This is a genomic window from Solibacillus sp. FSL W7-1324 (assembly GCF_038008025.1).
Classification (GTDB): domain Bacteria; phylum Bacillota; class Bacilli; order Bacillales_A; family Planococcaceae; genus Solibacillus.
Genome location: NZ_JBBOYH010000001.1, coordinates 2,431,743 through 2,457,872, shown reverse-complemented (window position 1 = coordinate 2,457,872; position 26,130 = coordinate 2,431,743). Strand labels below are relative to the sequence as shown.

At 39.8% G+C, this 26,130-nt stretch carries 23 protein-coding genes and 2 riboswitches; of the genes, 17 read left to right on the top strand and 6 right to left on the bottom strand.

What is annotated here, in order from left to right:
• Window positions 1–105: 105 nt before the first annotated feature.
• The 8 genes from MKY71_RS12160 (at window position 106) to MKY71_RS12125 (ending at window position 9,079) form a co-directional block, all read left to right on the top strand.
• Window positions 106–1,086 (top strand): NAD(P)H-dependent flavin oxidoreductase, encoded by a 981-nt coding sequence (locus MKY71_RS12160; protein WP_339172291.1) that lies wholly within the window; start codon window positions 106–108, stop codon window positions 1,084–1,086.
• A gap of 179 nt (window positions 1,087–1,265) precedes the next feature.
• A riboswitch (TPP riboswitch) is annotated at window positions 1,266–1,364 on the top strand.
• Window positions 1,365–1,430: 66 nt separating this feature from the next.
• Window positions 1,431–1,529, top strand: a riboswitch (TPP riboswitch).
• 76 nt (window positions 1,530–1,605) lie between these two features.
• Window positions 1,606–2,298, top strand: a complete 693-nt coding sequence (tenA, locus tag MKY71_RS12155; protein ID WP_339172290.1) for a thiaminase II — start codon at window positions 1,606–1,608, stop codon at window positions 2,296–2,298.
• The gene (gene thiM, locus MKY71_RS12150; protein ID WP_339172287.1) at window positions 2,276–3,019 is read left to right on the top strand and encodes a hydroxyethylthiazole kinase; all 744 of its coding nucleotides are present in this window, start codon (window positions 2,276–2,278) and stop codon (window positions 3,017–3,019) included. The genes tenA and thiM overlap by 23 nt, the downstream gene beginning before the upstream one ends.
• Window positions 3,016–3,828, top strand: coding sequence for a bifunctional hydroxymethylpyrimidine kinase/phosphomethylpyrimidine kinase (gene thiD / locus MKY71_RS12145; protein ID WP_340732777.1), 813 nt, complete (start codon window positions 3,016–3,018; stop codon window positions 3,826–3,828). Before thiM ends, thiD begins: the two co-directional genes overlap by 4 nt.
• A complete protein-coding gene (gene thiE, locus MKY71_RS12140) occupies window positions 3,812–4,429 on the top strand; it encodes a thiamine phosphate synthase (RefSeq protein ID WP_339172284.1) in 618 nt (205 codons plus the stop codon). Before thiD ends, thiE begins: the two co-directional genes overlap by 17 nt.
• Window positions 4,430–4,554: 125 nt before the next feature.
• Window positions 4,555–6,918: a bifunctional 2',3'-cyclic-nucleotide 2'-phosphodiesterase/3'-nucleotidase gene (locus MKY71_RS12135; protein WP_340732776.1), complete on the top strand. Its 2,364-nt coding sequence runs from the start codon at window positions 4,555–4,557 to the stop codon at window positions 6,916–6,918.
• A 197-nt stretch (window positions 6,919–7,115) separates the two neighbouring features.
• A complete protein-coding gene (locus MKY71_RS12130) occupies window positions 7,116–8,030 on the top strand; it encodes a glycine betaine ABC transporter substrate-binding protein (RefSeq protein ID WP_340732775.1) in 915 nt (304 codons plus the stop codon).
• Window positions 8,031–8,170: 140 nt separating this feature from the next.
• Complete coding sequence (locus tag MKY71_RS12125; protein ID WP_340732774.1) at window positions 8,171–9,079, top strand: glycine betaine ABC transporter substrate-binding protein; 909 nt, start codon at window positions 8,171–8,173, stop codon at window positions 9,077–9,079.
• An 83-nt stretch (window positions 9,080–9,162) separates the two neighbouring features.
• Here the strand turns inward: MKY71_RS12125 and MKY71_RS12120 are convergent, their stop codons facing one another.
• A complete protein-coding gene (locus MKY71_RS12120; protein WP_340732773.1) occupies window positions 9,163–9,885 on the bottom strand; it encodes an EAL domain-containing protein in 723 nt (240 codons plus the stop codon).
• A gap of 96 nt (window positions 9,886–9,981) precedes the next feature.
• On the opposite strand from MKY71_RS12120, the gene MKY71_RS12115 reads away from it, so the two are divergent.
• Window positions 9,982–11,073: an NAD(P)-dependent alcohol dehydrogenase gene (locus tag MKY71_RS12115; protein WP_339172274.1), complete on the top strand. Its 1,092-nt coding sequence runs from the start codon at window positions 9,982–9,984 to the stop codon at window positions 11,071–11,073.
• 267 nt (window positions 11,074–11,340) lie between these two features.
• Here the strand turns inward: MKY71_RS12115 and MKY71_RS12110 are convergent, their stop codons facing one another.
• On the bottom strand, window positions 11,341–12,024 hold the full coding sequence (locus tag MKY71_RS12110) for a TraR/DksA C4-type zinc finger protein (protein WP_339172272.1): 684 nt from the start codon (window positions 12,022–12,024) through the stop codon (window positions 11,341–11,343).
• 161 nt (window positions 12,025–12,185) lie between these two features.
• Between MKY71_RS12110 and MKY71_RS12105 the strand changes: the two genes are divergently transcribed.
• Window positions 12,186–13,850 carry a ribonuclease J gene (locus MKY71_RS12105; RefSeq protein ID WP_340732772.1) on the top strand — a complete coding sequence of 555 codons (1,665 nt, stop codon included), beginning with the start codon at window positions 12,186–12,188 and terminating at the stop codon, window positions 13,848–13,850.
• Window positions 13,851–13,954: 104 nt separating this feature from the next.
• Here the strand turns inward: MKY71_RS12105 and MKY71_RS12100 are convergent, their stop codons facing one another.
• Both MKY71_RS12100 and MKY71_RS12095 read right to left on the bottom strand, forming a co-directional pair.
• On the bottom strand, window positions 13,955–14,506 hold the full coding sequence (locus tag MKY71_RS12100; RefSeq protein WP_340732771.1) for an integrase: 552 nt from the start codon (window positions 14,504–14,506) through the stop codon (window positions 13,955–13,957).
• A 266-nt stretch (window positions 14,507–14,772) separates the two neighbouring features.
• Window positions 14,773–15,069 (bottom strand): KGG domain-containing protein, encoded by a 297-nt coding sequence (locus MKY71_RS12095; protein WP_340732770.1) that lies wholly within the window; start codon window positions 15,067–15,069, stop codon window positions 14,773–14,775.
• Window positions 15,070–15,426: 357 nt separating this feature from the next.
• Here MKY71_RS12095 and MKY71_RS12090 point away from each other — a divergent pair, with 357 nt between their 5' ends.
• Window positions 15,427–17,220 (top strand): carbon starvation CstA family protein, encoded by a 1,794-nt coding sequence (locus tag MKY71_RS12090; protein ID WP_339172267.1) that lies wholly within the window; start codon window positions 15,427–15,429, stop codon window positions 17,218–17,220.
• A 34-nt stretch (window positions 17,221–17,254) separates the two neighbouring features.
• Here the strand turns inward: MKY71_RS12090 and MKY71_RS12085 are convergent, their stop codons facing one another.
• Complete coding sequence (locus MKY71_RS12085) at window positions 17,255–17,818, bottom strand: GNAT family N-acetyltransferase (protein ID WP_340732769.1); 564 nt, start codon at window positions 17,816–17,818, stop codon at window positions 17,255–17,257.
• Between the two features lie 205 nt (window positions 17,819–18,023).
• Between MKY71_RS12085 and MKY71_RS12080 the strand changes: the two genes are divergently transcribed.
• The 3 genes from MKY71_RS12080 to MKY71_RS12070 are packed head-to-tail and all read left to right on the top strand — an operon-like array spanning window position 18,024 to window position 20,540.
• Entirely contained in the window at window positions 18,024–18,797 is a 774-nt protein-coding gene (locus MKY71_RS12080) for an ABC transporter ATP-binding protein (protein WP_340732768.1), read from the top strand.
• An 11-nt stretch (window positions 18,798–18,808) separates the two neighbouring features.
• Window positions 18,809–19,750, top strand: coding sequence for an ABC transporter substrate-binding protein (locus MKY71_RS12075; RefSeq protein WP_340732766.1), 942 nt, complete (start codon window positions 18,809–18,811; stop codon window positions 19,748–19,750).
• Between the two features lie 19 nt (window positions 19,751–19,769).
• Window positions 19,770–20,540, top strand: coding sequence for an ABC transporter permease (locus MKY71_RS12070; protein WP_339172262.1), 771 nt, complete (start codon window positions 19,770–19,772; stop codon window positions 20,538–20,540).
• A 5-nt stretch (window positions 20,541–20,545) separates the two neighbouring features.
• On the opposite strand, the gene MKY71_RS12065 is transcribed toward MKY71_RS12070, so the two are convergent.
• Window positions 20,546–20,974, bottom strand: a complete 429-nt coding sequence (locus tag MKY71_RS12065) for a winged helix-turn-helix transcriptional regulator (RefSeq protein WP_339195183.1) — start codon at window positions 20,972–20,974, stop codon at window positions 20,546–20,548.
• Between the two features lie 163 nt (window positions 20,975–21,137).
• Here MKY71_RS12065 and MKY71_RS12060 point away from each other — a divergent pair, with 163 nt between their 5' ends.
• The 3 genes from MKY71_RS12060 to MKY71_RS12050 all read left to right on the top strand — a co-directional run bounded on the left by MKY71_RS12060 (window position 21,138) and on the right by MKY71_RS12050 (window position 26,093).
• Entirely contained in the window at window positions 21,138–21,653 is a 516-nt protein-coding gene (locus tag MKY71_RS12060; protein ID WP_339172258.1) for a DUF4242 domain-containing protein, read from the top strand.
• Between the two features lie 20 nt (window positions 21,654–21,673).
• The gene (locus MKY71_RS12055) at window positions 21,674–22,717 is read left to right on the top strand and encodes an acyl-CoA dehydrogenase family protein (RefSeq protein ID WP_340732765.1); all 1,044 of its coding nucleotides are present in this window, start codon (window positions 21,674–21,676) and stop codon (window positions 22,715–22,717) included.
• Window positions 22,718–22,907: 190 nt separating this feature from the next.
• Window positions 22,908–26,093, top strand: a complete 3,186-nt coding sequence (locus tag MKY71_RS12050; RefSeq protein WP_340732764.1) for a DEAD/DEAH box helicase — start codon at window positions 22,908–22,910, stop codon at window positions 26,091–26,093.
• Window positions 26,094–26,130 lie beyond the last annotated feature (37 nt).

The following is a 26,130-nucleotide window of genomic DNA, read 5'->3' as shown; positions in this document are numbered from 1 at the left end:
TCAAAAACTATTCATCTGACTTTTTTGATTGTCATCTATTTAAGAAGGAGATTTGGTCAATATTGATGAAGTATTAGTAGTAGCTGAAGAAAAGGGGGATTATTGATGGGGAATGTTCCGGAAATCTTACAAAACTTACGAATCCCAGTAATTGGGGCACCGTTGTTTATTATTAGCAATCCAAAATTGGTCATTGCGCAATGCAAGGCAGGAATTGTCGGGTCGATGCCAGCGCTGAACGCAAGGCCGGCAAGCCAGCTAGATGAATGGTTAGCTGAAATTACAGAGGAGTTGGCAAGCTATAATGCCAAAAATCCGGATCGGCCGGCAGCGCCATTTGCCATTAACCAGATTGTTCATAAAACAAATGACCGCCTGGAACAGGATATGGAGCTTTGTGTGAAATATAAAGTTCCGCTTATTATTACTTCACTTGGGGCACGCGAAGAAGTTTTTGAGGCAGCGCATAGTTATGGAGGCATTGTTTTCCATGATGTCATCAACAATTATTTTGCAAAAAAAGCGATTCAAAAAGGTGCGGACGGTATCATTGCAGTAGCAGCAGGTGCAGGAGGCCATGCCGGTCAGCAGAGTCCATTTGCGCTTATACAGGAAATCCGCGAATGGTTTGACGGACCGTTAGCTTTATCAGGATCCATCGCACGAGGCCATTCCGTATTGGCAGCACAGGCGATGGGTGCTGATTTCGGCTATATTGGCTCACCATTTATCGCGACGGAAGAAGCTTTTGCGCGTCAAGAATATAAACAGATGATTGTGGATAGTACAGCAGAGGATATTATATACAGTAATTTATTTACAGGAATCCACGGAAATTATTTGAAAGGCTCTATTATGAATGCGGGGATGGATCCAAATAATCTCAAAGAAAGTGATCCTTCTGCGATGAACTTTAACGATAATAACGCAAAAGCCTGGAAAGATATTTGGGGAAGCGGGCAAGGAATTGGTGCAATTAAAGAGATTACCTCTACCCAGCAATATGTTGATAAACTGGCTGAGGAATATGCGCAGGCTTATCAAGAAATGACTGGTAAACGATCGACAGTAGCCCATTTACAATAGTCAACGTCGATTGCGGTAAAACAAAGATGCTATTTTCTCTAAGGGGAAATAGCGTTTTTTTCTGAGCACTAAAAATAGCTTTACTTTCTGGAATGATTCCCTAAATATAGTAGTAATTTCATAATTTTTCGAATTCCCTTGCCCGGGTTGAATTAATTTGTTACACTCTGGGTAATTAAATGCATTTGCGGGGGGACACAGCAGTGTTGAGAAGGTTAAAACCTGACCCTTAGAACCTGGCCGTTAATACGGACGTAGGGAGCAAAGTACACGCTATACATATGTACTTACTTTGACTCCGCGTATCCTTTACGTGGAGTCTTTCTTTTGCAAATATACACGCATTTGATTTGCGGGGGGACACAGTAGTGTTGAGAAGGTTAAAACCTGACCCTTGGAACCTGGCCGTTAATACGGACGTAGGGAGCAATGAAAAGTGGTACTTACACTTTTTGGGGACGTCTCTCTATATAGAGGCGTCTTTTTTTGTGCTTCCGCCAACAAAAAGGAGGAGTAACAATGGGATTTTGTGAAAAGGTAAGGAAAGAAACGGATTTTTATTGGGAGGCTAGCTTCTATCATCCATTTGTACAAGGGATTGCAGATGGAAGTTTACCGCTGGAGAAGTTTAAGTTTTATATGCTGCAGGATGCATATTATTTAAAACATTATACGAAAGTTCTTGCTCTTGCAGCTGCAAAAGCGACTACGGATGACGATGTTCAATATTTTCTGCAAACAGCAAAATTTATTCATGACGCAGAGTTGGAGTTGCATCGTACAACGTTTAAAGAATTAGGCGTGACAGCGGATGATTTGGAGCAATTCGAAGCGGCTCCAGCAGCCTATAACTATGTAAGCCATATGTATAATGCGGTGCATAACGGAGATGTAGCTGAAGCATTTGCGGCAATTTTACCTTGCCCGTGGCTGTATCAGGAAATTGGGCAAAGGTTAAAAGATGCACGTCCGAATGTCCCCCTTTATGAACAATGGATTGCACTCTATGCGTCCGAGGAGATGCTACAAAATATTGAAATACAAAAGTCAATGCTGGATCGATATGCGAAAGAACAACCAGCAAAGGTAAAAGTCTTGCAGGAACATTTTAAGAAAAGCTGTTATTACGAATGGATGTTTTGGGAGATGCCTTGGACGAAGCAAAACTGGGAACAAGGGGTGTATGTCAATGAGCCTGCAAGCAATTCATAAAAATCAGCCGTTAGTACATTGCATTACAAATTATGTCGTCGCAAATTTTACAGCGAATGGTTTGCTTGCGGTAGGTGCCTCACCGGTAATGGCGGATGCGATCGAAGAAGCGGGAGAAATGGCTGCTCAGTCAAGTGCATTACTTTTAAATTTGGGTACTTTGAATGAACGGACAGTAGCATCGATGAAGGAAGCAGGATTTAGCGCAAATAAGCATCATACTCCGGTTGTTCTGGATCCAGTAGGAGTAGGGGCAACAAAGTTTCGAATTGAGACAGCACGACAATTGCTCTATCTTCTAAAGATTGATGTTATCCGCTGCAATATTGGAGAATTGGCGGCTCTTGCGGGAGCGGATTGGACTTCCAAAGGTGTTGATAGCGGTAATGGACATATCGATGTTGCAGCGACGGCCAAACAGCTGGCGAATCACTATCAATCTATTGTAATCGTTACAGGAGAACAAGATGTGATTACGGATGGGGAAAGAGTTGAATTTGTAACGGGTGGTCATGAAAAAGTGACAAAAATGACTGGGAGCGGCTGCTTATTGAGTGCCTTTTGTGCTGCGGTGCTTGCAAACAGTAAAGAACCGTTTAATGACTTACAAACTCTGCTCAATGAATATAAACAGGCGAGTGCCAATTCTGTTGCAGCTATAGGAACTTTCCATACTAACTTCTTGAATGAACTAGAACTTTTAGCGGAGGGACGACGATGATTACATGTACAATTGCAGGCTCAGATAGCGGTGGCGGTGCAGGCATTCAAGCAGACTTGAAAACGTTTCAGGAATTACGTGTATTTGGTACATCGGTCATTACCGCACTAACCGCACAAAACACGGAAGGCGTGCACGGGATTTTTCCGACAACTCCTGATTTCGTGCAAGCTCAGTTAAAAGCGGTACTTCAAGATTTTGATATAAAAGCAATTAAAACAGGTATGCTGTTTAGTGCAGAAATTATCGAGGCGATAGTCGCGCAGCTTAAAGAAACAACAATTCCGATAATTGTTGACCCAGTCATGATTGCAAAGGGAGGTGCCAGTTTACTCGAGCAGCAGGCAACAACAGCCCTTAAAGAAAAGTTATTGCCGCTTGCAACTGTTTGTACACCGAACATTCCGGAAGCGGAAATTCTGACTGGCTATACAATTCAAACTGAAGAAGATATTAATTCAGCGGCACAGCATCTCTTAAGTCTAGGACTGGAATGTGTAGTCATTAAAGGTGGTCACTTAAGCGGTAAGCATGCGACAGATACGGTTTTCATTCGCGGGGAACAACCATTTAAAATGAAAACAGAGCGAGTGGATACGAAGCATACGCATGGAACAGGCTGTACATTTTCCGCAGCAATCACGGCGGAGATGGCAAAAGGAAGATCGATAGAGGCAGCCATTATAGAAGCGAAAAAATATGTGCAACTGGCTATTCGTCATCCGCTCAATATTGGTCACGGCTTTGGCCCGACAAATCATTTTGCTTATCATGAACAGCGGGGGTTGTGCAATGTCCATGTTTTTTGATTTAAATAAGTATTTTGTTATGGGAACAATCAATTGTAAACGCGACCCGCTCCTTGTTTTAGAAGAGGCGCTACAGGCAGGAGTTACGATGTTCCAGCTGAGGGAAAAAGGTGAAAATGCTTTAAAAGGTGATGAGTACATTCAATTTGCCCGGCAATGCCAAAAGCTGTGCCAAATATATAAAGTACCGTTCATTATCAATGATGATGTCGAACTTGCATTAAACTTAGATGCAGATGGAATTCATGTAGGACAGGAAGATATCAAAATCGAAAAGTTTAGATCACTTGCAAAAAATAAGATTGTCGGAGTTTCGGTGCATACAATGGAGCAACTGGAATTGGCCATGGAAAACGGCGCTGATTATGCGGGGATTGGTCCAATTTATCAAACTACCTCAAAAGATGATGCGAGAGCACCGGTAGGGCTGATGTTATTAGAAGAAGTGAAGTCTCGGTACCCTCAATTTCCGATTGTAGCAATTGGCGGAATTTCCCCTGAAAACAGTTTCCGTGTAAGACAAACAGGAGCAAATGGCGTGGCTGTTATTTCAGCAATCAGTCAAAGTAATAATATAAAAGAAACCGTAAATATACTGTAAGTTAAAATATGTCATAAAAGTACTATTTAAATAGAGGCAGCCTATATCAAAATACTCTTTTCCACTATTCTGTCAATTTAGTATGATAGTTCTGTTATACACTACAGAATATGGGAGTGAAAGAAATGTTGAAAAAACTATCTGCTTCGGCCTTAACGCTAACACTTTTAGCAAGCGGCATGTCAGCAGTTTCAGCGGCACCAACAACTACGAATGAAGATATGACACGTGGAGAGTTTGTGAAGGCCGTAATTGATGCATTGGGAGTAGAGGTCGGTACTGGACAAACTGTAAAATTCCAGGATGTACCTGATTCTCTTAAACCGTATATTGAAAAAGCGGTGGAATTAAAGTTAATCAAAGGAAAAACTCCAACTAAATTTGCACCGAACGAAAAACTGACACGCACACATGCTTTTCTTATTGCGGCAAGAGGATTACAAGATGAGGAAACATATTCTGAAAAGGTATTGGATCAGTTTAAAGATGCAAACAAAATCGGACAAGGCAATCGCCAGGAAATGGCCAAAGCAGTAGGGACAGGATTACTGACAGGTTTTGAAGACGGCACGATCCGCCCGAACGATTTTGTAACAAAAGCACAGATGCAAAAAATTCTGCAGCGCTTTTTGGAAGAATACAGCCCGGTAGAAGCAAATTCGACGGTTTCTCTACGTATTTTAGGTACGACAGATATTCACACAAATATTATGAACTATGATTATTACAAAGATACGCCATCGAACAGTTTAGGTTTGGCAAAAACTGCGCTACTAATCGAAAAAGCACGTGAAGAAAATCCAAATACAGTGCTGTTTGACAATGGAGATGCAATACAAGGAACGCCACTTGGCTCTTATATTCAGTCCGTAGCAAAATTAAAAGACGGCGAAGTTCACCCGTCGATTGCAGCTATGATCGCACTAGATTATGATGTAGCGACATTCGGTAACCACGAGTTTAACTACGGTTTGGAATTTCTAGATGAAGTAACAGATGATGCGCCATTCCCATATGTTAATGCCAATGTACGCAATGCAACGACAAAGGAATTAATGTATAAACCTTACGTTATGATTGAAAAAGAAGTAGTTGATTCAAACGGTGAAAAAACAACAATAAATATTGGGGTAACGGGTATTGTACCACCTCAAATTTTGAAATGGGATAAAGCAAATTTAGAAGGAAAAGTAACAGTCGATGATTCGGTAGAGGCTGTTAAAGCAGTTGTTCCGCAAATGAAAGAAGCAGGAGCGGATGTTGTCGTAGTCCTTTCACACTCAGGTATTGGTGATGCTACACACGAAAAAGGCGAAGAGGATGTATCGTATTTACTATCTACAATTGAAGATGTGGATGCAATCATTACAGGACATGCCCATGGTGTCTTCCCTGGTAAAGTGGATAGCTCTATAACAAATGTTGATATTGAAAAAGGAACAATGAACGGCAAGCCGATGGTTATGGCTGGTAAGTTCGGCAGTCATTTAGGGGTCATTGATCTAGAGCTAGAAAAGAAAGACGATGCTTGGGATGTGACAACAGGTACTGGCGCGGTGCGTGAAATCGCCAAAGATAATGACGCAGTAAGCACTGAGGTTGTAGAAAGTGTGAAAGAAGCACATGAAGGAACAATCAAGTATGTGCGTCAGGCAGTAGGGACAACAACAGCTAACATTCACAGTTACTTCTCGCAAGTACAGGATGATCCTTCTATTCAAATTGTAACGGATGCCCAATCAATCTATGTGAAAGAAAAGCTGAAAGGTACAGCGTATGAAAACCTTCCTGTCCTATCAGCGGGTGCCCCATTCAAAGCAGGAACAAGAAGTGATCCGGAATACTATACATTTGTACCAAAAGGTGAGCTTGCAATTAAAAATGTAGCAGATTTATATTTATACGATAATACACTTGCTATGTTGAAAGTAACAGGTGCGGATGTGAAAGAATGGCTGGAAATGTCTGCAGGTCAGTTCAATCAAATTGATGTGGCAAAATCAGATGAACAGCAATTAATCAATGAAGAGTACCGTTCATACAACTATGATGTGATTGACGGTGTGACGTATGAAATTGATGTAACACAACCGGCAAAATACGATGAGAACGGAAATGTAGTAAACGAACAAGCATCACGTATTGTCAATCTGCAATATAACGGTAAGCCGATTGATGAGGCACAGGAATTTATCGTAGCGACGAATAACTATCGTGCAAACGGTTCATTCCCGGGTGTTCGTAATGCAACAGCGGTTGAAATTTATCCTGATGAAAACCGTCAGGCAATTATCGACTATATTTTAGCCGAAAAAACAATCGATCCGTCAGCAGATGGTAACTGGAAATTCGCTCCGATTCCGGATAGCGTAAATGTTGTATTTGAATCTTCTAAAAAAGCAGTGGATGTTTTAGATGAAAACAGCGCTATTAAGTATATTGGTGAAGGTACAGATGGCTTTGGCAAGTATGGTTTAAAAACAAAATAATAATGAAAATGCCTGTAGGCGAAGAATTTACTTCTTCTGTCTACAGGTTTTTTATTTTTGGGAGTTCAGTCACGTGTAAGGACAATAAGAACCTAAGTAAATATTTTCAGATACATCCATTTGACATAGTAACAACCTGTTGTTAGTATGGGGTTGTTGCTTTTTTAGATAAAAATTTCAATTGAGGGGATGAGAAGATGAATAAAATGAAAACAGTAGGTATAACTTTAGGGGTGTCTTCAGCACTTCTACTCGCTGCTTGCGGAGATAATACCGAAACAAAGGAAAATTCAACAGGCGCGTCGGCTGCCAGTATTGGGGAACAAGTAAATTATACGGTTGTCGCTACTGAACCTGGAGCAGGTCTGACAGGCCTTTCACATGATGTATTGGAGCAGTATGAAAATCTGGATGGCTGGACATTACAGGAAAGTTCAACTGCCGGAATGCTGAGTACATTGGATAAGGCAATCCGGAATGAAGAACCGGTTATTGTGACGGGGTGGACACCACACTGGAAATTCTCGGCTTACGATTTAAAAATACTTGAAGATCCTAAAGGAATACTAGGTGGCGCTGAAAATATTCAAACACTTGCCAGAAAAGGCTTGGAACAAGACCTCCCGGATGTATATACAGTGCTTGACCGCTTCTATTGGGAACCGGAAGATATGGAGAAAGTAATGTATGATGCTCAAGATCATGGCGATTTTGATGTGGCGGCAGCTGATTGGATTGAAAATAATCAGGACAAAGTAAGTGAATGGACGAAAGATATAGGACAAGGAAATGGCGAGCAGGTAAAAATCATTTCTACACCATGGGATTCAGAATTTGCATCAAGCAGTGTAATAAAACTCGTTTTGGAAGACTTAGGATATGAACCTGAAGTGACGCCGGTCGATCCGGCCATCATGTTCCAGTCAATCGCAACCGGTGAAGGTGACGTAACAGTCGCACCATGGTTACCGACAACTCACAAAGCCTTTTATGACAAACATAAAGACGATATTGTTGATTTAGGTGAAAATCTGGAAGGAACACAAAACGGTTTTGTCGTTCCAGCTTATATGGATATTGATTCAATTGAGGATTTGGAACCAAAAGAATAGATAAGGTTTGCCCCGTAAATATTCTTTACGGGGCTTTACTAATTCGTATCGCCAGTTTGACATGAGTAACAACCTGTAGTTAAATTGGAGTTGTCGCTTTAAAGGGTAGATAAATTATGATTGTAGGGGGATGAAACATTTTGAATCGATTTAAAAATTTAGGTTTAACTATAGGGATGTCTGCCGCATTGTTATTAGCAGCATGTGGGGATGATACAGGAAGCAGTGATAATTCAAATGAAAAAGAAATCAGTATTGGTGAAGAAGTGGGCTATACAATAGTTGGTATTGAACCTGGTGCTGGAATAACAGGTTTAACATATGACGCATTAGAACAATATGAAAATCTAGAGGGTTGGACATTACAGGAAAGTTCGACGGCCGGTATGATTGGTAGTTTAGATCAAGCAATCCGTAATGAGGAACCGATTATTGTTACAGGTTGGAAGCCCCATTGGAAATTTTCAGCTTATGATTTAAAAATACTGGATGATCCAAAAGGAGCTTTAGGTGGGGAAGAATATACGAATACTCTTGTAAGAAAAGGGTTAGAAGAAGATTTACCTGATTTGTTTACAGTTCTTGATCGATTTCATTGGGAACCGGAAGATGTAGAACAAGTAATGCTTGAAGCTTCAAATAGTGATTTTGATACTGCTGCAGCGGAGTGGATTCAAAATAACGAAGACAAAGTAAATGAATGGACTGAAGGTATTACAAAAGGGGGCGGGGAAGAATTAAAGTTAATTACTACTACATGGGATTCTGAATTAGCATCAAGTAGTGTCATGAAACAAGTGGTTAATGAGTTAGGCTATGAAGTTAATGTAATTCCTGTTGATCCAGCAATTATGTTCCAGGCTATTGCTACCGGTGAGGGAGACGCCTCTCTTTCTGCGGCACTTCCAACAACACATGATGCATTTTACAAAAAGCACAAGGAAGATATAGTAGATTTAGGAGAGAACTTAAAAGGCACACAAAACGGTTTTGTCGTTCCAGCTTATATGGATATTGATTCAATTGAGGATTTGGAACCGAAGAAGTAAAATATGAATCAAATCCTTAAATTAGATCTAACTATGAAAAGAGCTATGTGCAGTAGTGGAAAACTACTGCACATAGCTTTTTCTTATGTAATGGAACGCTGTGGTTCGGGGCTTGGTTTTCCAAATAAATAGCCTTGGAAAAGTTCATAGCCGATTTGTTTTAGCCATTCAAAGTCTTCCTCAGTTTCAATTCCTTCAGCAAGTGGTGTTGCACCAATTTCAAGTGCTTTCTTTAAAAACTGTTTAGCAGTATGTTGTTTTTCAAGATCATCCTTTACACCTTGTACATACTTCATATCAAGCTTCATATAATGTGGTTTCATGTCAGCGAGCATTTCCAGTGTGTTATACCCTTCCCCTACATCATCCAAAGCATATTGAAAGCCCTTTTCGTTATAGTAATGCAAGATTGATTTTAAATGCTCGATATCATCGACCTGTTCCGATTCAACAACTTCAAAGACAAATTGATTCGGGTCAATTTGCAGAAGCTTCGCAAGTTTCACCGTTGACTGCAGACAATGTTCAGGAGAATAAATCGATGTAGGGATGAAATTGATAAATGTCTTTTTCTTAAGTATGGCAGCATATTTTACGGCAGCCATACGACATAAACGGTCTAATGCATATAAGCGTCCCCGGGTTTTTGCTGCTGTAAAAATCTCGTTAGGGAATATAAGCGTTCCATCTTCACGGGTAAAGCGTGAAAGCACTTCATAAGCATAAATCTCTTTTTTATTATTTACGATTGGCTGTGAATAGCTGACAATCGCATTTCTATGTATGACATCATCAATCCATTGCATGTCCAAAACCTCTTTTTATAATGAAGTGTAATTACAACATGATTGGGAATAGTAAGGTAGGTGAGAATAAATTAACAAATAAGGAGACATGGAGAAATGAAAATTACAGCAGCTGTAACTGAAGCACAAGGAAAAGATTTCGTCTTGCAGGAAGTCGAACTTGCCTCTCCAAAAGCAAATGAAGTATTGATCAAAATAGTAGCAACCGGTGTTTGTCATACGGATGCGGTAGCACGTGATTTAGCAATTGCGCCACTGCCAGCTGTTCTTGGTCATGAAGGATCTGGAATTGTGGAAGAAGTAGGTGAAGGCGTAACAAGCTTAGAAAAAGGTGACCATGTTGTTATTTCATTTGCACATTGCGGTTCATGTCCAAACTGTTTGACTGGTCATCCGACAGTATGCGATACGTTTAATCCACTCAACTTTGGCGGTGTCCAAAACGACTATACAACACGTCTTTCAAAAGATGGTACCGAGTTGGCAACATTCTTCGGGCAGTCCTCATTCGGAACATATGCTATTGCACATGAGCGAAATGTTGTAAAAGTAGATAAAGATGTCGACTTAGCATTGCTTGGTCCACTTGGCTGTGGTATACAGACAGGTGCCGGGACAGTATTGAATCGACTTCAACCACAATTTGGTTCCACAATTGTCATATACGGTTGCGGTGCTGTTGGTCTATCAGCATTAATGGCAGCAAAAATTGTAGGGTGTAAACAAATTATTGCTGTGGATGTCCATGATTCTCGTTTGGAGTTTGCAAAGGAACTCGGAGCAACACATGTATTAAATGGAAAAAATGTCGATGTCGTTGCTGAAGTGAAAAAGATTACAAACGGTGGTTCCAACTATGCTGTGGAAACGACAGGTGTGCCGCCCGTTGTAAAACAATCCTTAAATGCATTACGCCCATTAGGTACTTGTGCCATTGTAGGTGTTACACCTGAGATGGCAATTGATGTCCATAACGACATTATGGCGGAAGGGAAAACAATGATGGGGGTCATCGAAGGAGATTCGGTTCCTCGCGTATTTATTCCGGAATTAGTCAACTATTATAAAGATGGTAAATTCCCGTTTGATCGACTCGTAAAGTTTTATGAGTTCGAACAAATTAACGAAGCTTTCGAAGACTCTAAAAAAGGGACGACGATTAAGCCGATATTAAAAATCGCGAAATAATGAGAAAGAGGCAGGGACATAAGTAGAATTATTGTTAAATAAGAGGAAAGGCTTTATTAAGAAACGGATACATTGCAAAATTGATTGGAATGGAGGGCGACTCCTGCGGGAATAGCGTGACGCCTGAGACTACAGGCTCAGGCCACGCCCGCGGAAAGCGTCCCGGAATGGAAATCAATTTTTAACGCTCAGCAAAAAAAGCTATTTTTCTCAGAGAAAAATAGCTTTTTTTTGGTTATGTCCCAGTCTCTTTTGAATATATGACGGTCATTCTAAATAATCGTATTTACGTGCTTCATCCGCATACTCTTTGGAAATTTGCCCTTGGAGATAATCTTCTTTCGATACATGCAATATTTCCAGTGCGGAATACGTATCTTCGTCATCTTTGTCTTTATATAAATCATTGTAGTGATCGAAATCCCCTTCAAAATCTGCAGGTGTATCGGAATTTCCGTATTGTGCGACGATTTGGAAGGAGTCTTCGTTATCTTGAAGCTCATCATCCTTTTCTCGATTTGAAAAGGAGTTGTCAACTGCCGGGTGGAGCAGTTGTTCTTCAACAGGGCGATCTGTTGCAGGGGTTTTTGCATCACTATGCTCAATACAAAAAGAAGTATATGGAATTGCTTGCAGTCGATCATATGGGATTTCTGCTTGGCATTTTGCACAAACTCCATATGTACCATTATTCATCCGATCAAATGCTGCTTCAATTTTGCCCAATAAATCATCACTATGCACTTTTAACGCCATATCTTTTTCACGGTCATATAATTCGGTTGCCAAATCTGCGGGATGATTGTCAACAGTAGAGAGCTCATCAGTAGAATCCCTTAAACTCGCATGTGCAAGTATTTCATTTTCATTTGTATTGACATCACCGATTAATTCTCTTTTTTGTTCGATAAGCAGTCGTTTTAGTTTAGTAAGCTGTTTTTCATTTAGCATTAATATCAATTCCTTTCAATTGTAGTATGAGCGAAATACGATGAATTATTTCAAAACATCGTGAACTGCTTTCGTATAGTTTCTTTTTAAAATAGAAATACTAGCGGATAAGGCGAAATTTTATGCACATAAAAATATCCATCCTATAGGAGGACTCGAAGTTGCTAAATACTGAAAACACACTATCTATCTTCGCACTCGGCGGCATTAATGAAATCGGAAAAAATATGTATGTCATTGAATATGGGCAAGAATTAGTTATCGTTGACTGTGGCGGGAAATTTGCGGATCAAAGTTTATTAGGTGTCGATTTGATCATCCCGGATTTAAGTTATTTGGAGGAAAATAAACATAAAATCAAAGCTTTAGTTGTAACGCATGGACATGAGGACCATATTGGCGGCATCCCGTATTTGCTGAGAAAAATTAATATTCCCATTTATGCATCCAGATTTACACTCGGGTTAATCGAATTAAAATTAAAGGAGCATAAACTGCTCCGCGATACGGAGCTAAATGAAATAAATGCAGAATCTCAAATTCGTTTCGACCAATTATCTCTCACATTCTTTAAAACAAGTCACAGTATCCCTGACTGTTTAGGAATTGTTTTTCATACACCAGAAGGGAAAGTAATTCATACAGGGGACTTTAAATTTGATTTTACGCCTGTAAATGATCAAGCATCAGATATTCACAAAATGGCAGCACTCGGTTCAGAAGGGGTGCTTGCATTAATTTCCGAAAGTACAAACGCTGAACGTCGGGGCTTTACGCCTTCCGAGCAAGTAATTGGAGGTCATTTGGATGAGGCGTTTCAAAAGGCTACTGGAAAAATCTTTATTTCTACATTTGCTTCCAATGTAAACCGGATTCAGCAAATCGTTGACGCAGCAAAAAAGACAAATCGAAAAATTGTTCTTTTAGGTCGCAGTATGGTCAATGTTACCTCGGTAGCGATGCGACTTGGCAACTTGGATATTCCGGATTGGATGCTTATCGAACCAAGAGAGCTGAAAGAACTACCGCCGGAACGTGCAGTAATATTATGTACGGGAAGCCAAGGGGAGCCATTAGCTGCGCTTTCCAGACTCTCAACGGGGCGTAATAGAGATGTTAAAGTCGTCCAAGGCGATACAGTTATTTTTGCAGCTTCTCCGATACCGGGAAATGAAAAAGATGTTTCGAAAATCGTTGATAATCTGTTTCAGCTTGGCGCAAAAGTAATTTACGGAAATTCAAGCATTACCGGCATGCACGTTTCTGGACATGGCTATCAAGAAGATTTAAAGATGATGCTGACACTTATGAAGCCTAAATATTTCATTCCAATTCACGGTGAATACCGTATGCTTCACATTCATCGTGAATTGGCGGAAGCGGTTGGCGTTGAAAAAGGCCATACATTTATCCTTAAAAATGGTGAGATTGTCGATATTAAAGGTGGGGAAGCACGGCAAACACGGGCTATTCCAGCCGGAGATACGTATGTGGATGGTACGGGAAGTGATGAGGTCGGTGAAATCGTACTGCGGGACAGAAAACAGCTATCCGAAGATGGGATGCTCGTTATTGTCGTTACGATCAGTAAATTCGATGGGTCCATTATTTCAGGACCGGACAGTATTTCACGCGGATTTGTCTATGCAAGAGAATCAGAAGGATTAATAAATGATATTAATGAAATTGCTCAAGCAGCCGTCGAAAACTTTAATGAATCCAATCCCTTTGCCATGAAAAAAGCGATTAAGCACGCGGTAGACCAATATATCTTTACTTTAAAAATGAAAAAGCCGATGATCTTACCGATTATTATTGAAATATAAAACTCAATCATTACAGAAAAACGATCTTGAAAGGACATTTTCGCTTTCAAGATCGTTATTTTATTACATGCATTTGTTCACATTTTTGTTTGGGCTCACCAAAATTAAGCAGGCAAAAGCTCTGTTTGTTCCAGTAGCTGTTTGTATGCTGACAAATCTTCTTCATAATTTCTAATATATGTGGAAAGACTTTGTTTTTTTATTAATTCAAATGAATTTTGATCGATTATTTGTAAATTTTGATTCAGGTTTTCTGCATTAGCCCATGCTGTTTCTTCAAAAGCAATGTTCATTTGATGTTCTTCAATAATCATACCTAGTAAATCGGGATTTTTAAAAATTTCCTTTGTAGAATATTGATCTCGCATATCAAAATAATCGAGGGTTCTATCTAAAGAAGCATCGAGTGCAGGGCGGTCGAGAGCATGACCAAGTTCATGAAGCGTTATCGTTTTTACATATTGATCAAATGGAATGCTTGAGAGTTCTCCAGCAGCTTCCACTAACCGTTTAGCATCGAAACTAACAACATTTGTTATAAAATTATAGCTCATATTTACTCCGGAATGGTCCTCTTCCAGCATGATAGTGAGGCCGGTAGCTTTTATAGTGGAATGGATTAATTCATATAAAAATTCGTTTGTATATGGTTGCATGTATGCGCTCATTTCCTTTTCTCTATGTAAAATAATAAGAAAACACAATAAAACGCTCACTGAAAATACAGCAAGCATAAAATAATATATAATTCTCGTATAATATTTTCAAGTAATTTGATTGGGTATGTATGCTGTTGGAGAGAAATTATGGATAAATGATTAAATATACAAAAAAGGATGTTGGTCGTTCTTCTAAACGGCCAGCATCCTTTATTAACTTTAATGTTCAAATTAACCTGTCTTCAAGGTTCATCAATTAATTACTAGTTGTTTTTGTTATTTTTGTTGTTAGAGTTGTTGCTGTTATTATTTCTGCGGCTTGCTTCTCCGCCTTTGCGGCCAGCCTCTTCACGGCTCATTTTGCCGCCATTATTATTGTTGTTGTTGTTATTACCGTTTTGGTTGTTTCCGCTGCTCGCTTCTCCACCTTTACGGCCGATTTCTTCATAAAATTCTCTACCATGGTTATTAGATGTAGTTTCTCCGCCTTTACGACCCGCTTCTTGAACCGTCATTGATCCGTCATTCTGATTCTGATTACGTTTGTTGTTATTAGCCATTTCTTACATCCTCCTAGTGAAAATTTATTAGCTTATTGTTAAGCTTACTAGTTAAATTCCCATCTCACTTTATATTAAACATTAATTATATTTCATTTATATTACAAAAAAATGATATAAAATTATCAGGAATAAATTAGGGTGTTCTTTCTATATTAGAGAGCCTTCCTATCACATAGGTATGTAAAGGGGAATTATTTATACTATTTCGATAATTTATCTAATATCGCTAGATTAATATGATAAAATAGCTATTATGCATAATTTTCAGTTAATTCTAAACATTGTGATACAACAGTTTTGAATTTTGTTATTGTTATATCACAACTACAGAGAGAAACTTAGGGGGAGAAGGAAATGAATGCGATAACTTTAGTAATTGGGGCAATATGTGTTTTAGTAATTGCCTATCGTTTCTACGGGATTTTCTTTACGAAAAAAGTATTGAAGATTAACGAAGATACACCTACACCTGCAAATGAAAAAAATGATGGACAAGATTATGTGCCGACAAATCGTTGGGTAGCTTTCGGACATCATTTTGCAGCAATTGCAGCAGCGGGGCCATTAGTCGGTCCGATATTAGCCGCACAATTCGGTTATTTACCGGGCTATTTATGGCTACTAATTGGTGCTGTTATTGGGGGAGCTGTACATGATGCCGTTGTATTATTTGCTTCGATGACAAAAGGCGGAAAGTCATTATCGGAAGTTATGCGTGAAGAACTTGGGCCTGTCGCTGGTTTTTGTACAGGTTTAGCAATGCTTTTCATTATTACGATAACAATGGCCGGTTTATCGATGGTTATTTTAGGAGCTTTAGCAGAAAATCCTTGGGGAACATTTGCTGTTGCCGCTACGATACCGATTGCAATGCTCATGGGTCTGATCAATAAATTTACAGGAAACTTAAAAATTTCAACAATACTTGGGGTCATCCTTCTTGTTGGCGCGGTGTTCTATGGACCGTCTATTCAAGGTACTTGGTTGGGCGATGTATTAACATTGGATCGTGAAACATTATCGATTCTATTGCCGATTTACGCATTCTTTGCAGCCGCTTTACCTGTATGGTTCTTACTGGCACCTCGTGATTACTTAAGCAGCTTCATGAAAATAGGGGTATTTGTTGCGTTAATCATAGGTGTGTTCATTATTAATCCGACAATTCAGTTCCCGGCATTTATTCCAGAGTTCCTTGGAGGCGGTCCGATCGTTGCAGGTCCGGTATGGCCATTCGTATCGATTACAATCGCCTGTGGAGCCATTTCCGGTTTCCACGCATTTGTTGGATCTGGTACAACACCGAAAATGTTAAATCGTTGGGATGATATTCGCGTTGTTGGTTTTGGGGCAATGCTCGTAGAATGTGTCGTTGGGGTAATGGCACTGATTGCTGCAACTGTATTGCATCCGGCAGATTACTTTGCGATTAACTCTTCACCAGAAGCATTCGCAAAATTAGGCATGACGGTAGTTGATTTACCGGTGCTTTCAGAAGCGATTGGGATGGATTTAGAGGGACGTACTGGTGGTGCCGTAACACTGGCAGTCGGTATGGCATCCATATTTTCAGGAGTAGAATGGTTTAGCCATCTAACGGCTTACTTCTATCAATTTGTTATTATGTTTGAAGCTGTATTTATTTTAACTGCAATTGATGCAGGTACACGTACAGCACGTTATTTAATTCAAGATTTCCTAGGGAATGTGTACAAGCCGCTGAAAAAGACGGATTGGCTTCCAGGTGCGATTGGGGCCAGTGCATTGGCCTGTATCATGTGGGGGTACTTATTGAATTCAGGTGACATTGCTTCTGTCTGGGCATTATTCGGAGTGTCGAACCAGCTGATGGCCTCGATTGGTTTAGTGTGTGGTGTCACATTCGTCTTGAAAGTAGCAGATAAACGGATTTATGCCTTAACTTGCTTTATTCCATTAGTGTATTTATATATTACGGTAAATGTAGCAGGATTCTGGATGGTGAAAAATGTTTACTGGAATGAGATGGCTGGCGGCTACAATATTTTAAACGGTATTTTATCGATTATTATGCTGACATTAGGTTTGATTATTGTCATTACATCATTCATCAAATGGCGTGAACTTTGGGCACATCCTCGTTTCACAAAACAGGCAACTGCTAACTAATTATTAATAAAGAGCGGAAAAATTAGAGTCATCTCTAAATTTTCCGCTCTTTTTGTGTTAGGTATAAGTAATTAAGAAAGTCATCCCTGAAAACAGCATTTAAAATACACGGTTGCTTTTGTCTTTTTTCCAGCAGTAAATGTTCTTCCGGGAATTGTTTTTCAATATTTAAAGAGATGAAAGGAAGCTTTTCCTGTGCCTTTTGAGAACGTAAATTGACTGTGCGCGCACCGGCGAATACTACTTCTAGGTGTAAGTATTCGAATGCGATTTTTAAAAGTTCGATTTTAGAAGCCAGATTATAGCCTTGTCCCCAATAATCCACGCCAATCCAGCTTCCGATATGGCATTGCTTATTGGATTGATCGATAAACATCAATGTAGTGATTCCGATCAATTTGTCCTCTTCATTCAAAATTAAACGGGAAATCGTTCTTCCTTCAGATTCCTCCATTAATGTATTAATAATAAAGTTTTCCGTATCTTCCACAGATTGAGTTGGAAGTCCGAGTGCATTCTTCACCTCGGGTGCCTGGGATAAACGATGGATTTCTTTAGCATAGCTAAGTGCTTGCGGAATTAATGTTACTTTTTTCATTCAGGTGACCTCACTTTCCAGTAAAACATACCAATCTACGTAGAGTAGATTGCTCCATTTTACATTATATTCTAAAAAAATCCGATTATTTTTTAGAAAATAAAAATTAATTAAAAAATAAGGTTGTTTTATTTAAGTAAGTATAATAATATAACTCATATAATATAAAACCAAGTTGAATAATCGGTATTGGGGTGAAATGTAGTTGTCGACAGCTAAGATTGAAATTAATGAAGTTTCAAAGTCGTATGGAGAAAATGGTCCCACAGTTTTAAAGGATGTCTCATTTACTATAAATCATGGTGAAGTCATTGCCATTTTAGGAAAAAGCGGTTGCGGTAAAAGCACATTGCTAAATTGCATCGGCGGCTTTGAAACAATTAAGAAGGGGCAAATCCTGCTCGATGGAACGGCCGTGACGAAACCTAGCAAGCGTTGTATCATGCTTATGCAAAATTACGGACTGCTGCCATGGCGCTCTGTTCGAAAAAATGTGGAACTTGGAATTGAAAATTCGAATTTAAGTACTGCTGAGATTACGGAGAAAGCGTCCTATTATTTGCAGATGGTTGGATTGCAAGATCGTGCCGATTCATTACCGAGTGAGCTTTCAGGCGGTATGCAGCAAAGGGTAGCAATAGCACGTGCACTAGCCATACAACCGGAAGTTATTTTAATGGATGAGCCGTTTGGAGCGCTTGATACATTTACACGCTATTACTTACAGGATGAATTGAAGCAGATCCAGCAACGCGAAAAAATGACGATTGTATTAGTTACCCATGATATCGATGAAGCGATTTATTTGGCCGATCGCATTCTCATCATGAAGCCAAATCCAGGCGAGATTCATAAAGAAGTTGTACTCAAGCTGCCAAAGGAACGTGATCGTGCAGATGCAGATTTTCAGCATTACCGTGAAATCATATTTAATGAATTCCAATTTACGCATAAAGCAGCAATTGAATTTAATATTTAGGAGGATAGTAGATGAAAAAAGTAATGTTAATGATGACGATGCTGTTCGTGGCATTGTTGGCAGCATGTGGGTCGAGCGAAACAGGCAGTTCTGCAGGTAACGGGGAAAAACCAACGATTAAAATCGGATATTTACCGATTACGCATGCAGTTCCGTTGTATATGCAGAATGACGAAAAGTATGAAGATTATAATTTAGAGCTTGTGAAATTCGGATCTTGGCCAGAGCTGATGGATGCACTGAATACTGGTGCTATTGATGGAGCATCTGTATTGATTCAGCTAGCGATGAATGCAAAGGAAAAAGGCATTGATCTAAAAGCAGTAGCACTTGGTCACCGAGACGGCAATGTATTGATCGGTGGTAAAGATATTAATTCAGTGGAAGAACTGAAAGGGAAATCTTTTGCGATTCCAAGCAGATTTTCAACACATAATATTTTGCTGTATGAAATGCTGAAAAAACATGGTATTGCTTACGATGAAGTAGATGTTATTGAATTGCCGCCAGCGGAAATGCCTGCAGCTTTAGCGGAAGGGCGTATTGCTGGTTATGTAGTTGCTGAGCCGTTTGGTGCGATTTCCGTTGCTTTGGAAAACGGGAAAGTGCTTTATCAGTCAGAAGAAATTTGGAAAGATTCAATTGATTGCGGTTTAGTATTGCGCGGTCAGTTTATTAAGGGAAATAAAGAATTGGCTGGAAAGTTTGTCGATGACTATGTAGCGGGCGGAGAGCTTGCGCAAGGTAAAGATGACCATATGCATGAAGTTGTTGGTCAGTATTTAACAGTTGAAAAAAATGTGCTGGATATTTCATTGGATTGGATATCCTATGACAACTTAAGCATTGAACAGGACAGTTATGCGATTTTGCGTGATGCATTACTGGAAATGGGATTATCTGAAAACCCGCCTTCCTATGAAGATTTTGTTGATGCCAGCTTTGTAAATTAGTAGAGGACGGAGGGATATTATGGCGATAGTGAAGAAATTGTCCCCGATTGCACTTGGCTTTCTATTATTAATAGTCGTTTGGCAAGCTGCAATTATGATCGGCGGGCATCAGTCGGCACTTTTCCCTCCGCCTTTAAAAGTGGGGGAAGCGTTACTGGCGATCATTTCCGATGGTACGCTGTTTGGACATATACAAATTAGTTTATTTCGATTTTTCTCAGGTTATCTGATTGCTGTCGTTGCAGCCATTTCATTAGGGCTGATTTTAGGAAGGCTGCCGGCAGTCTGGAAAGTGCTTGATCCGGTTGTGCAAGTATTGCGACCGGTTTCGCCGATAGCGTGGTCACCATTTATCGTTTTATGGTTCGGCATCGGGAATATGCCGGCGATCGTTATTATTTTTATCGCTGCTTTTTTCCCGGTCTTGTTGTCAACGGTATCAGCGGTAAAAAAGGTCGATAAAACGTATTTACGTATTGCAGCGAATTTTGAAATGAGTCCTTTTGAGACAATGAGAAAAATAATATTGCCGGCTTCATTTCCGATGATTGCCAATGGACTCCATATGGCGCTAGGTTCTGCATGGATTTTCCTCGTAGCCGGGGAAATGGTAGGTGCGCAATCGGGATTAGGATTTTTAATTGTCGATGCGCGAAATTCTTTGAGCCTGGATTTAGTTATGGCGAGCATTGTTGTAATCGGGGTACTTGGCCTATTACTGGATAAGGGAATCCATTATTTTGAAAGCTGGGTAAACCGCATTTGGGGAGGCGCAAATAAAACTGCCTAAAAGTTTTAGACAGTTTTTAGCGGTCGTATATGTATCGTGTCGACGCGTTCGCCTGATTCAGTAGAATAATATCCGATTTCTACACGCTGTTCATCAGGACCGACGATTTCTTTATAGCAGGTTTCCAGATGGTCAGCACCCCATATAATCATCGCATTGAATACATGCTCAAGCGCGGTACCTTTTTCCGTTAATGTATAACGGTAGCGCGGGGGATGGACGGAATATAGCTCACTTTGAACAATCTGCGCTTCTTCCAATTCTTTTAACCGGTTTGACAGAATATTTGCTGACAAACCAGGAAGCTTCAGCTTAATATCATTGAAGTTCGTTTCACCGATCAGCAGTTCATGAATGATGAGAAGCGTCCAGCGATCACCAAGAATATTTAATGTTTGTGCAATGTTACAAGGTAAGTCATAACGTGTTTTCATGTTTTCGCCTCCTTGATACAAGTATAAACATTAATTTTATGCAATGCGAGTTAATTTTTTTAACCTGTATAAGACATTTAAAACGGGTATTCATAGTGCGCTCAATCCGAACGCCTATTTGAATATATAACTATCTAACATTTACTATTAGGAGGAAAATACAATGAGTTTATATTTAGTAGAATCAACAATTAACGAGGTTTCTTCGAAAGAAGCATTTTCGGCATTAGTCGAAAAGGTGCATGCTACAGAAGGTGTTGGAGTTATCGAAGTTCAAGTGGCAAAAGATTTTTCACGTGGTTATTTCATTATTGAAGCATCTAATGAGGAAGCTGCAAAAACAGCATTACAAACACAAGGTGTTGCAATTGATTTAGTAAAGGAAGTACGTTTAATCGGGAAAGAACTTGATGAAGTGAAAGCAGGCGGCGAGCAAGTAAACTACCTAGTAGAATGGGAAATTCCTGCAGAAATCACAATGGAAAAATATTTAGAGCGTAAAAAGAAAAATTCCGTAAAATACGAAGAAGTTCCAGATGTAAAATTCTCTCGTACTTATGTATGTGAAGATATGACGAAATGTTTATGTTTCTATGATGCACCAGACGAAGCAGCTGTTAAACGTGCACGTGAAGCCGTACAAACACCGATCACATCATTAACGGAATTGGCAGACTAAAAGGAAAGGATGCGGGGACAATGGCATTGAACAAAGAATTGTTAGATCAAATCATCGATGAAAAACTGAAGCCCGTAGTGAAGAAGGTCGATGAGCAGGCACATTATGCAGAAGATTATATTTTTGCGCTAAGTGAGGCTGGTTTCTTCCAATCGGCAAATAAGGACCAATCGACGCTATTACAGGATGAGGCAGCGGTTGTTCGTGAAACGGCAAAGGTTTGTATGACAACAGCATTTTGCGTTTGGTGCCATTTAGCCGCATTAACTTATATACGTAATAGTCATAACGCATATTTAAAGCAGACAATACTACCTGAGCTGGAAACCGGCGTGAAACTTGGTGCAACAGGTTTATCAAATGCGATGAAGTACTATTCAGGATTGGAAAAACTTCATTTGAAGGCAGAAAAGACAGATGAAGGCTATGTCATTAATGGAACATTGCCGGCTGTATCAAACTTGGGGAATCGTCATTACTTTGGTGCAGTTGCGACAGTCGATGATCATGAAATTTTGGTGCTTGTCCCAACTGATAGTAAAGGGCTTGACATGAATGAACGACTTGGTTTCCTTGGCGTGAATGGCAGCGCAACCTATTCATGCAAATTCGATCAAGTCTTAATTTCGAATGACTTTGTTATTTCCGAGGATGCGAAAGCATTTTGCGATATTATTCGCCCTACGTTTATTTATTATCAAGTTCCGCTTGGAGCAGGTGTGATTGCCGCAGCAGTTGAAGGCATTGAAAAAGTTAAGGCGAAGCAAAACGGCTGTAACGAATACTTAAAAGTACAGGCAACCGAACTGCGCGATCATTATGAAAGAATTAATGCGGAGTTGAACAACTTGGCAAGTAATTTGACTTTGAAGGAAATTGTCAACACACGACTGCAAGCAGTGCATGATACTTTAGCTGCGGTACAGGCGAACATGATTCACAATGGAGCTGCCGGTTATGTTGCAGGAAGTGTACCATCCCGCAAGTTGCGTGAAGCATACTTTTTTGCCAACTTGACGCCAACCGTGCGACATCTTGAAAAAATTAAATCATCTTTTGCTTGAGTTTGTACAGGCAAGGACTATACGAAAATATCATTTTTCTCAACGGGGGAAATGATATTTTTTATTTTTCCATTTGTTATCTTAATCCATATTGACGAAAGAGTTTTTAAAGTTTTTTTCATCTTCGCTTCGAACTAGTAATTCAATGAGTGACATGAGAAAATGGATGAGTAGAAAAAGGGGGATCGGCATGGATATTAAATTAACTGAAAAACAAATAAAAAATCTATGCGGAACCGTTTCTTTTAAAAAAGGGCAAACTTTTTATCAAACAGGGAAAGTGAATTTCCTGCAATATACGGATATGTATGGAGAAGCGGTTGTAAAAAGCACAGAACAATTCGTTGTCCGCATAGAAAAAGAGGAAGCAGGTCAATTTAAGTCAACGTGCAGTTGCCCGACATTGGGTGATTTCAGCAAAAGCTGTCAACATGTAGCGGCAGTTCTGATCGCTATTTATAATCTCAACAAAAATAAGACACAATCTCTGCCAAATGAGGAATACGATGAAAGTAATATTTCTGAAAACAGTTTTCTTTCTATTTTTAAACAACAGCCGGTACAAACAACAAGTCGGCAGCGACATTTCGAAAACCGGGAAGTATTGGATGTACAATTCTCGATAACACCTGTTCAATATACAGAACAAGACCCCCTTATCGGAATGCAACTCCAAGTTAATGGAGACCAAATTTTATCAATTCGTGAATTTTTAACACATATAAAAAATAAAAAACCATACCGGATTTCCCGTAATACAACCTATAATTTTGAACAGTTTTGTTTTGACGAACAGCATGACGCCATCTTACAGCTCCTGATTAAAATTGTGGAAGATGATGCACTTTATAATGATATGCCTGTACAAAATCAGGAGCAGCAATTGCTGATCATTCCGCCTTCATCGTGGAATGTACTTGCTTCATTGATTCCGAATACGAAAAATATTTCATTAATTTATCAAAATGAACGCTATAGCGAAGTTAATATACAAACAAAACCTACAGCACTTCGCTTTTACATTGAAGCAAAAGGGAAAGAGTATCGGCTTTATATAGAAGGAATTGAACGTGCTGTCTTACTTCCTAGTTACCGGTTAGTGCTATTTGAAGGCGAACTGACACATTTGAGTGAAGACAGCTTAATGCAGCTTTTCGAATTAAGGCAAATGCTGCTGCAAAAACCTTTCTTAACAATTGAGCATTCACACTGGGATTACTTTAGGGAACAGGTCATACCTAAACTGAAAAAAATAGGTAATGTCGAAATGGCACGGGAACTTTCGGTAAAACAGATGGAAAATCCGTTAGTCGTAAACGTTTATTTAGACCGTCTGAAAAACCGTTTCCTTGCAGGTGTGGAATTTCAGTACGGACAATTTGTCATTCAACCATTGGATGATCAGCTTTCGGATGACGTGTTCATCATACGGGATATTGAAAAGGAAGCGGCGGTATTGGCGTTGATGGATGAAAGCGGCTTTACAAAAACGGATGGCGGCTACTATATGCAGAATGAGGAACTTGAATATGAGTTTTTATATCACCAACTTCCAAAGCTCACAAAGCTCGCGAAAATCTATGCAACCAATTCTGTTAAACTGCGGATTGCGAAAGAAAACAACTTTCCGAAAATCCGGGTGAATGTCCAAAAGGAACGGACAAACTGGCTGGAATTTAAATTCGAAATGGACGGGGTTACAAATAAGCAAATTAAAGAAATTTTAGCGGCCATCAAAGTAAAGCAAAAATATTACCGTTTACAAGATGGGGCCTTGCTGTCTCTGGAGACGAGGGAAATCGAAGAAATTCAGCGCTTCCTTCGCGCAATTCCAGCTCAGGATGATGAGTATGAATTAACATTTAATATGCCGATATTGGATAGTCTGCCGTTTTTGGAGCAATTTCAACAAAGTGACGTTTTCAAAGCGGAAGAATCGTTTAAACAGTTTACAGGACAGTTACTACATCCTGAATCTTTGACATTTGAAGTTCCGGAAAGTTTGGAACCGATTCTTCGCGATTACCAGAAACATGGTTTTAACTGGTTGAAATTGCTCTCGAATTATGGATTCGGGGGCGTGCTTGCCGATGATATGGGTCTTGGGAAAACGGTACAGAGTATTGCATTTATCGTATCTGAATTGCCGATAATCCGTGCGAACAAACAGCCGGTTCTGATTGTTTGTCCATCATCGCTTTCGTACAATTGGCTGTATGAGTTTATGCAATTTGCACCGGAAGTCGAAGCGATTGTCATTGATGGGGAAGTAGCGGAGCGGCGTCATTTACTGCGTACTATGGAAGATCATGATGTCATTATTACAACTTATCCATTATTACGTAAAGATAGCGCATTTTATGAACGTCAGCATTTCCATACCGTATTTTTTGACGAAGCGCAGGCATTTAAGAATCAGGTAACACAAACAGCGAGAACAGTGAAGAGAATTCAGGCGACAAATCGCTTTGGTTTAACAGGAACACCGATTGAAAATTCATTATCGGAATTATGGTCGATTTACCGCGTCATCTTTCCGCAGCTGTTTCGCGAGCTGGAGGAGTTCCGCCATATGCAGCGAAAAGATATTGCACGAAGAGTACGGCCGTTTCTTCTTCGCCGAATGAAAGAACAGGTATTAGGAGAGTTGCCTCAAAAAGAGGAAATGATAGAAAAAGCGGAATTATTGCCGGAGCAAAAGGCGTTGTATGCGGCCTATTTGGCTAAGTTGCGTGTCGATACAATGAAACATCTGGACAAAGAAACGTTTCATAAAAATCGTATCCGTATTTTGGCGGGAATTACGAGACTGCGTCAAATCTGCTGTCACCCGGCACTGTTTGTAGAAGGGTACAAAGGTGGATCCGCGAAGTTTGAACAGCTGTTCCGGTTATTAGAACAATCTAAAGCATCCGGACGACGCGTATTAATTTTTTCACAGTTTACGCAAATGCTCAAAATGATTGCGACAGAGCTTTCCAAACGCGGGGAACAATATTTTTACCTTGATGGACAAACACCTTCGGAAGAGCGGATTACACTTTGTAACTCTTTTAATGATGGAAAGCGGGATCTGTTTTTGATTTCATTAAAAGCAGGTGGTACCGGATTGAATTTAACCGGAGCAGATACTGTCATTTTATATGATTTATGGTGGAATCCGGCAGTCGAGGAGCAAGCAGCTGACCGTGCCCATCGTATGGGGCAAAAGGAAGTTGTACAAGTTATAAAGCTTATCGCAAACGGAACGATTGAGGAAAAAATGAGCGAGCTTCAACAGAAGAAAAAAATGCTTATTTCGGATATATTGGACGGTGATGAATCGTCGAAGGGAACTTTAACAGAGCAGGATATCCGTGAAATTTTGATGATATAAAAAGGTTATGAGGACATTTTTATGCACCTCATAACCT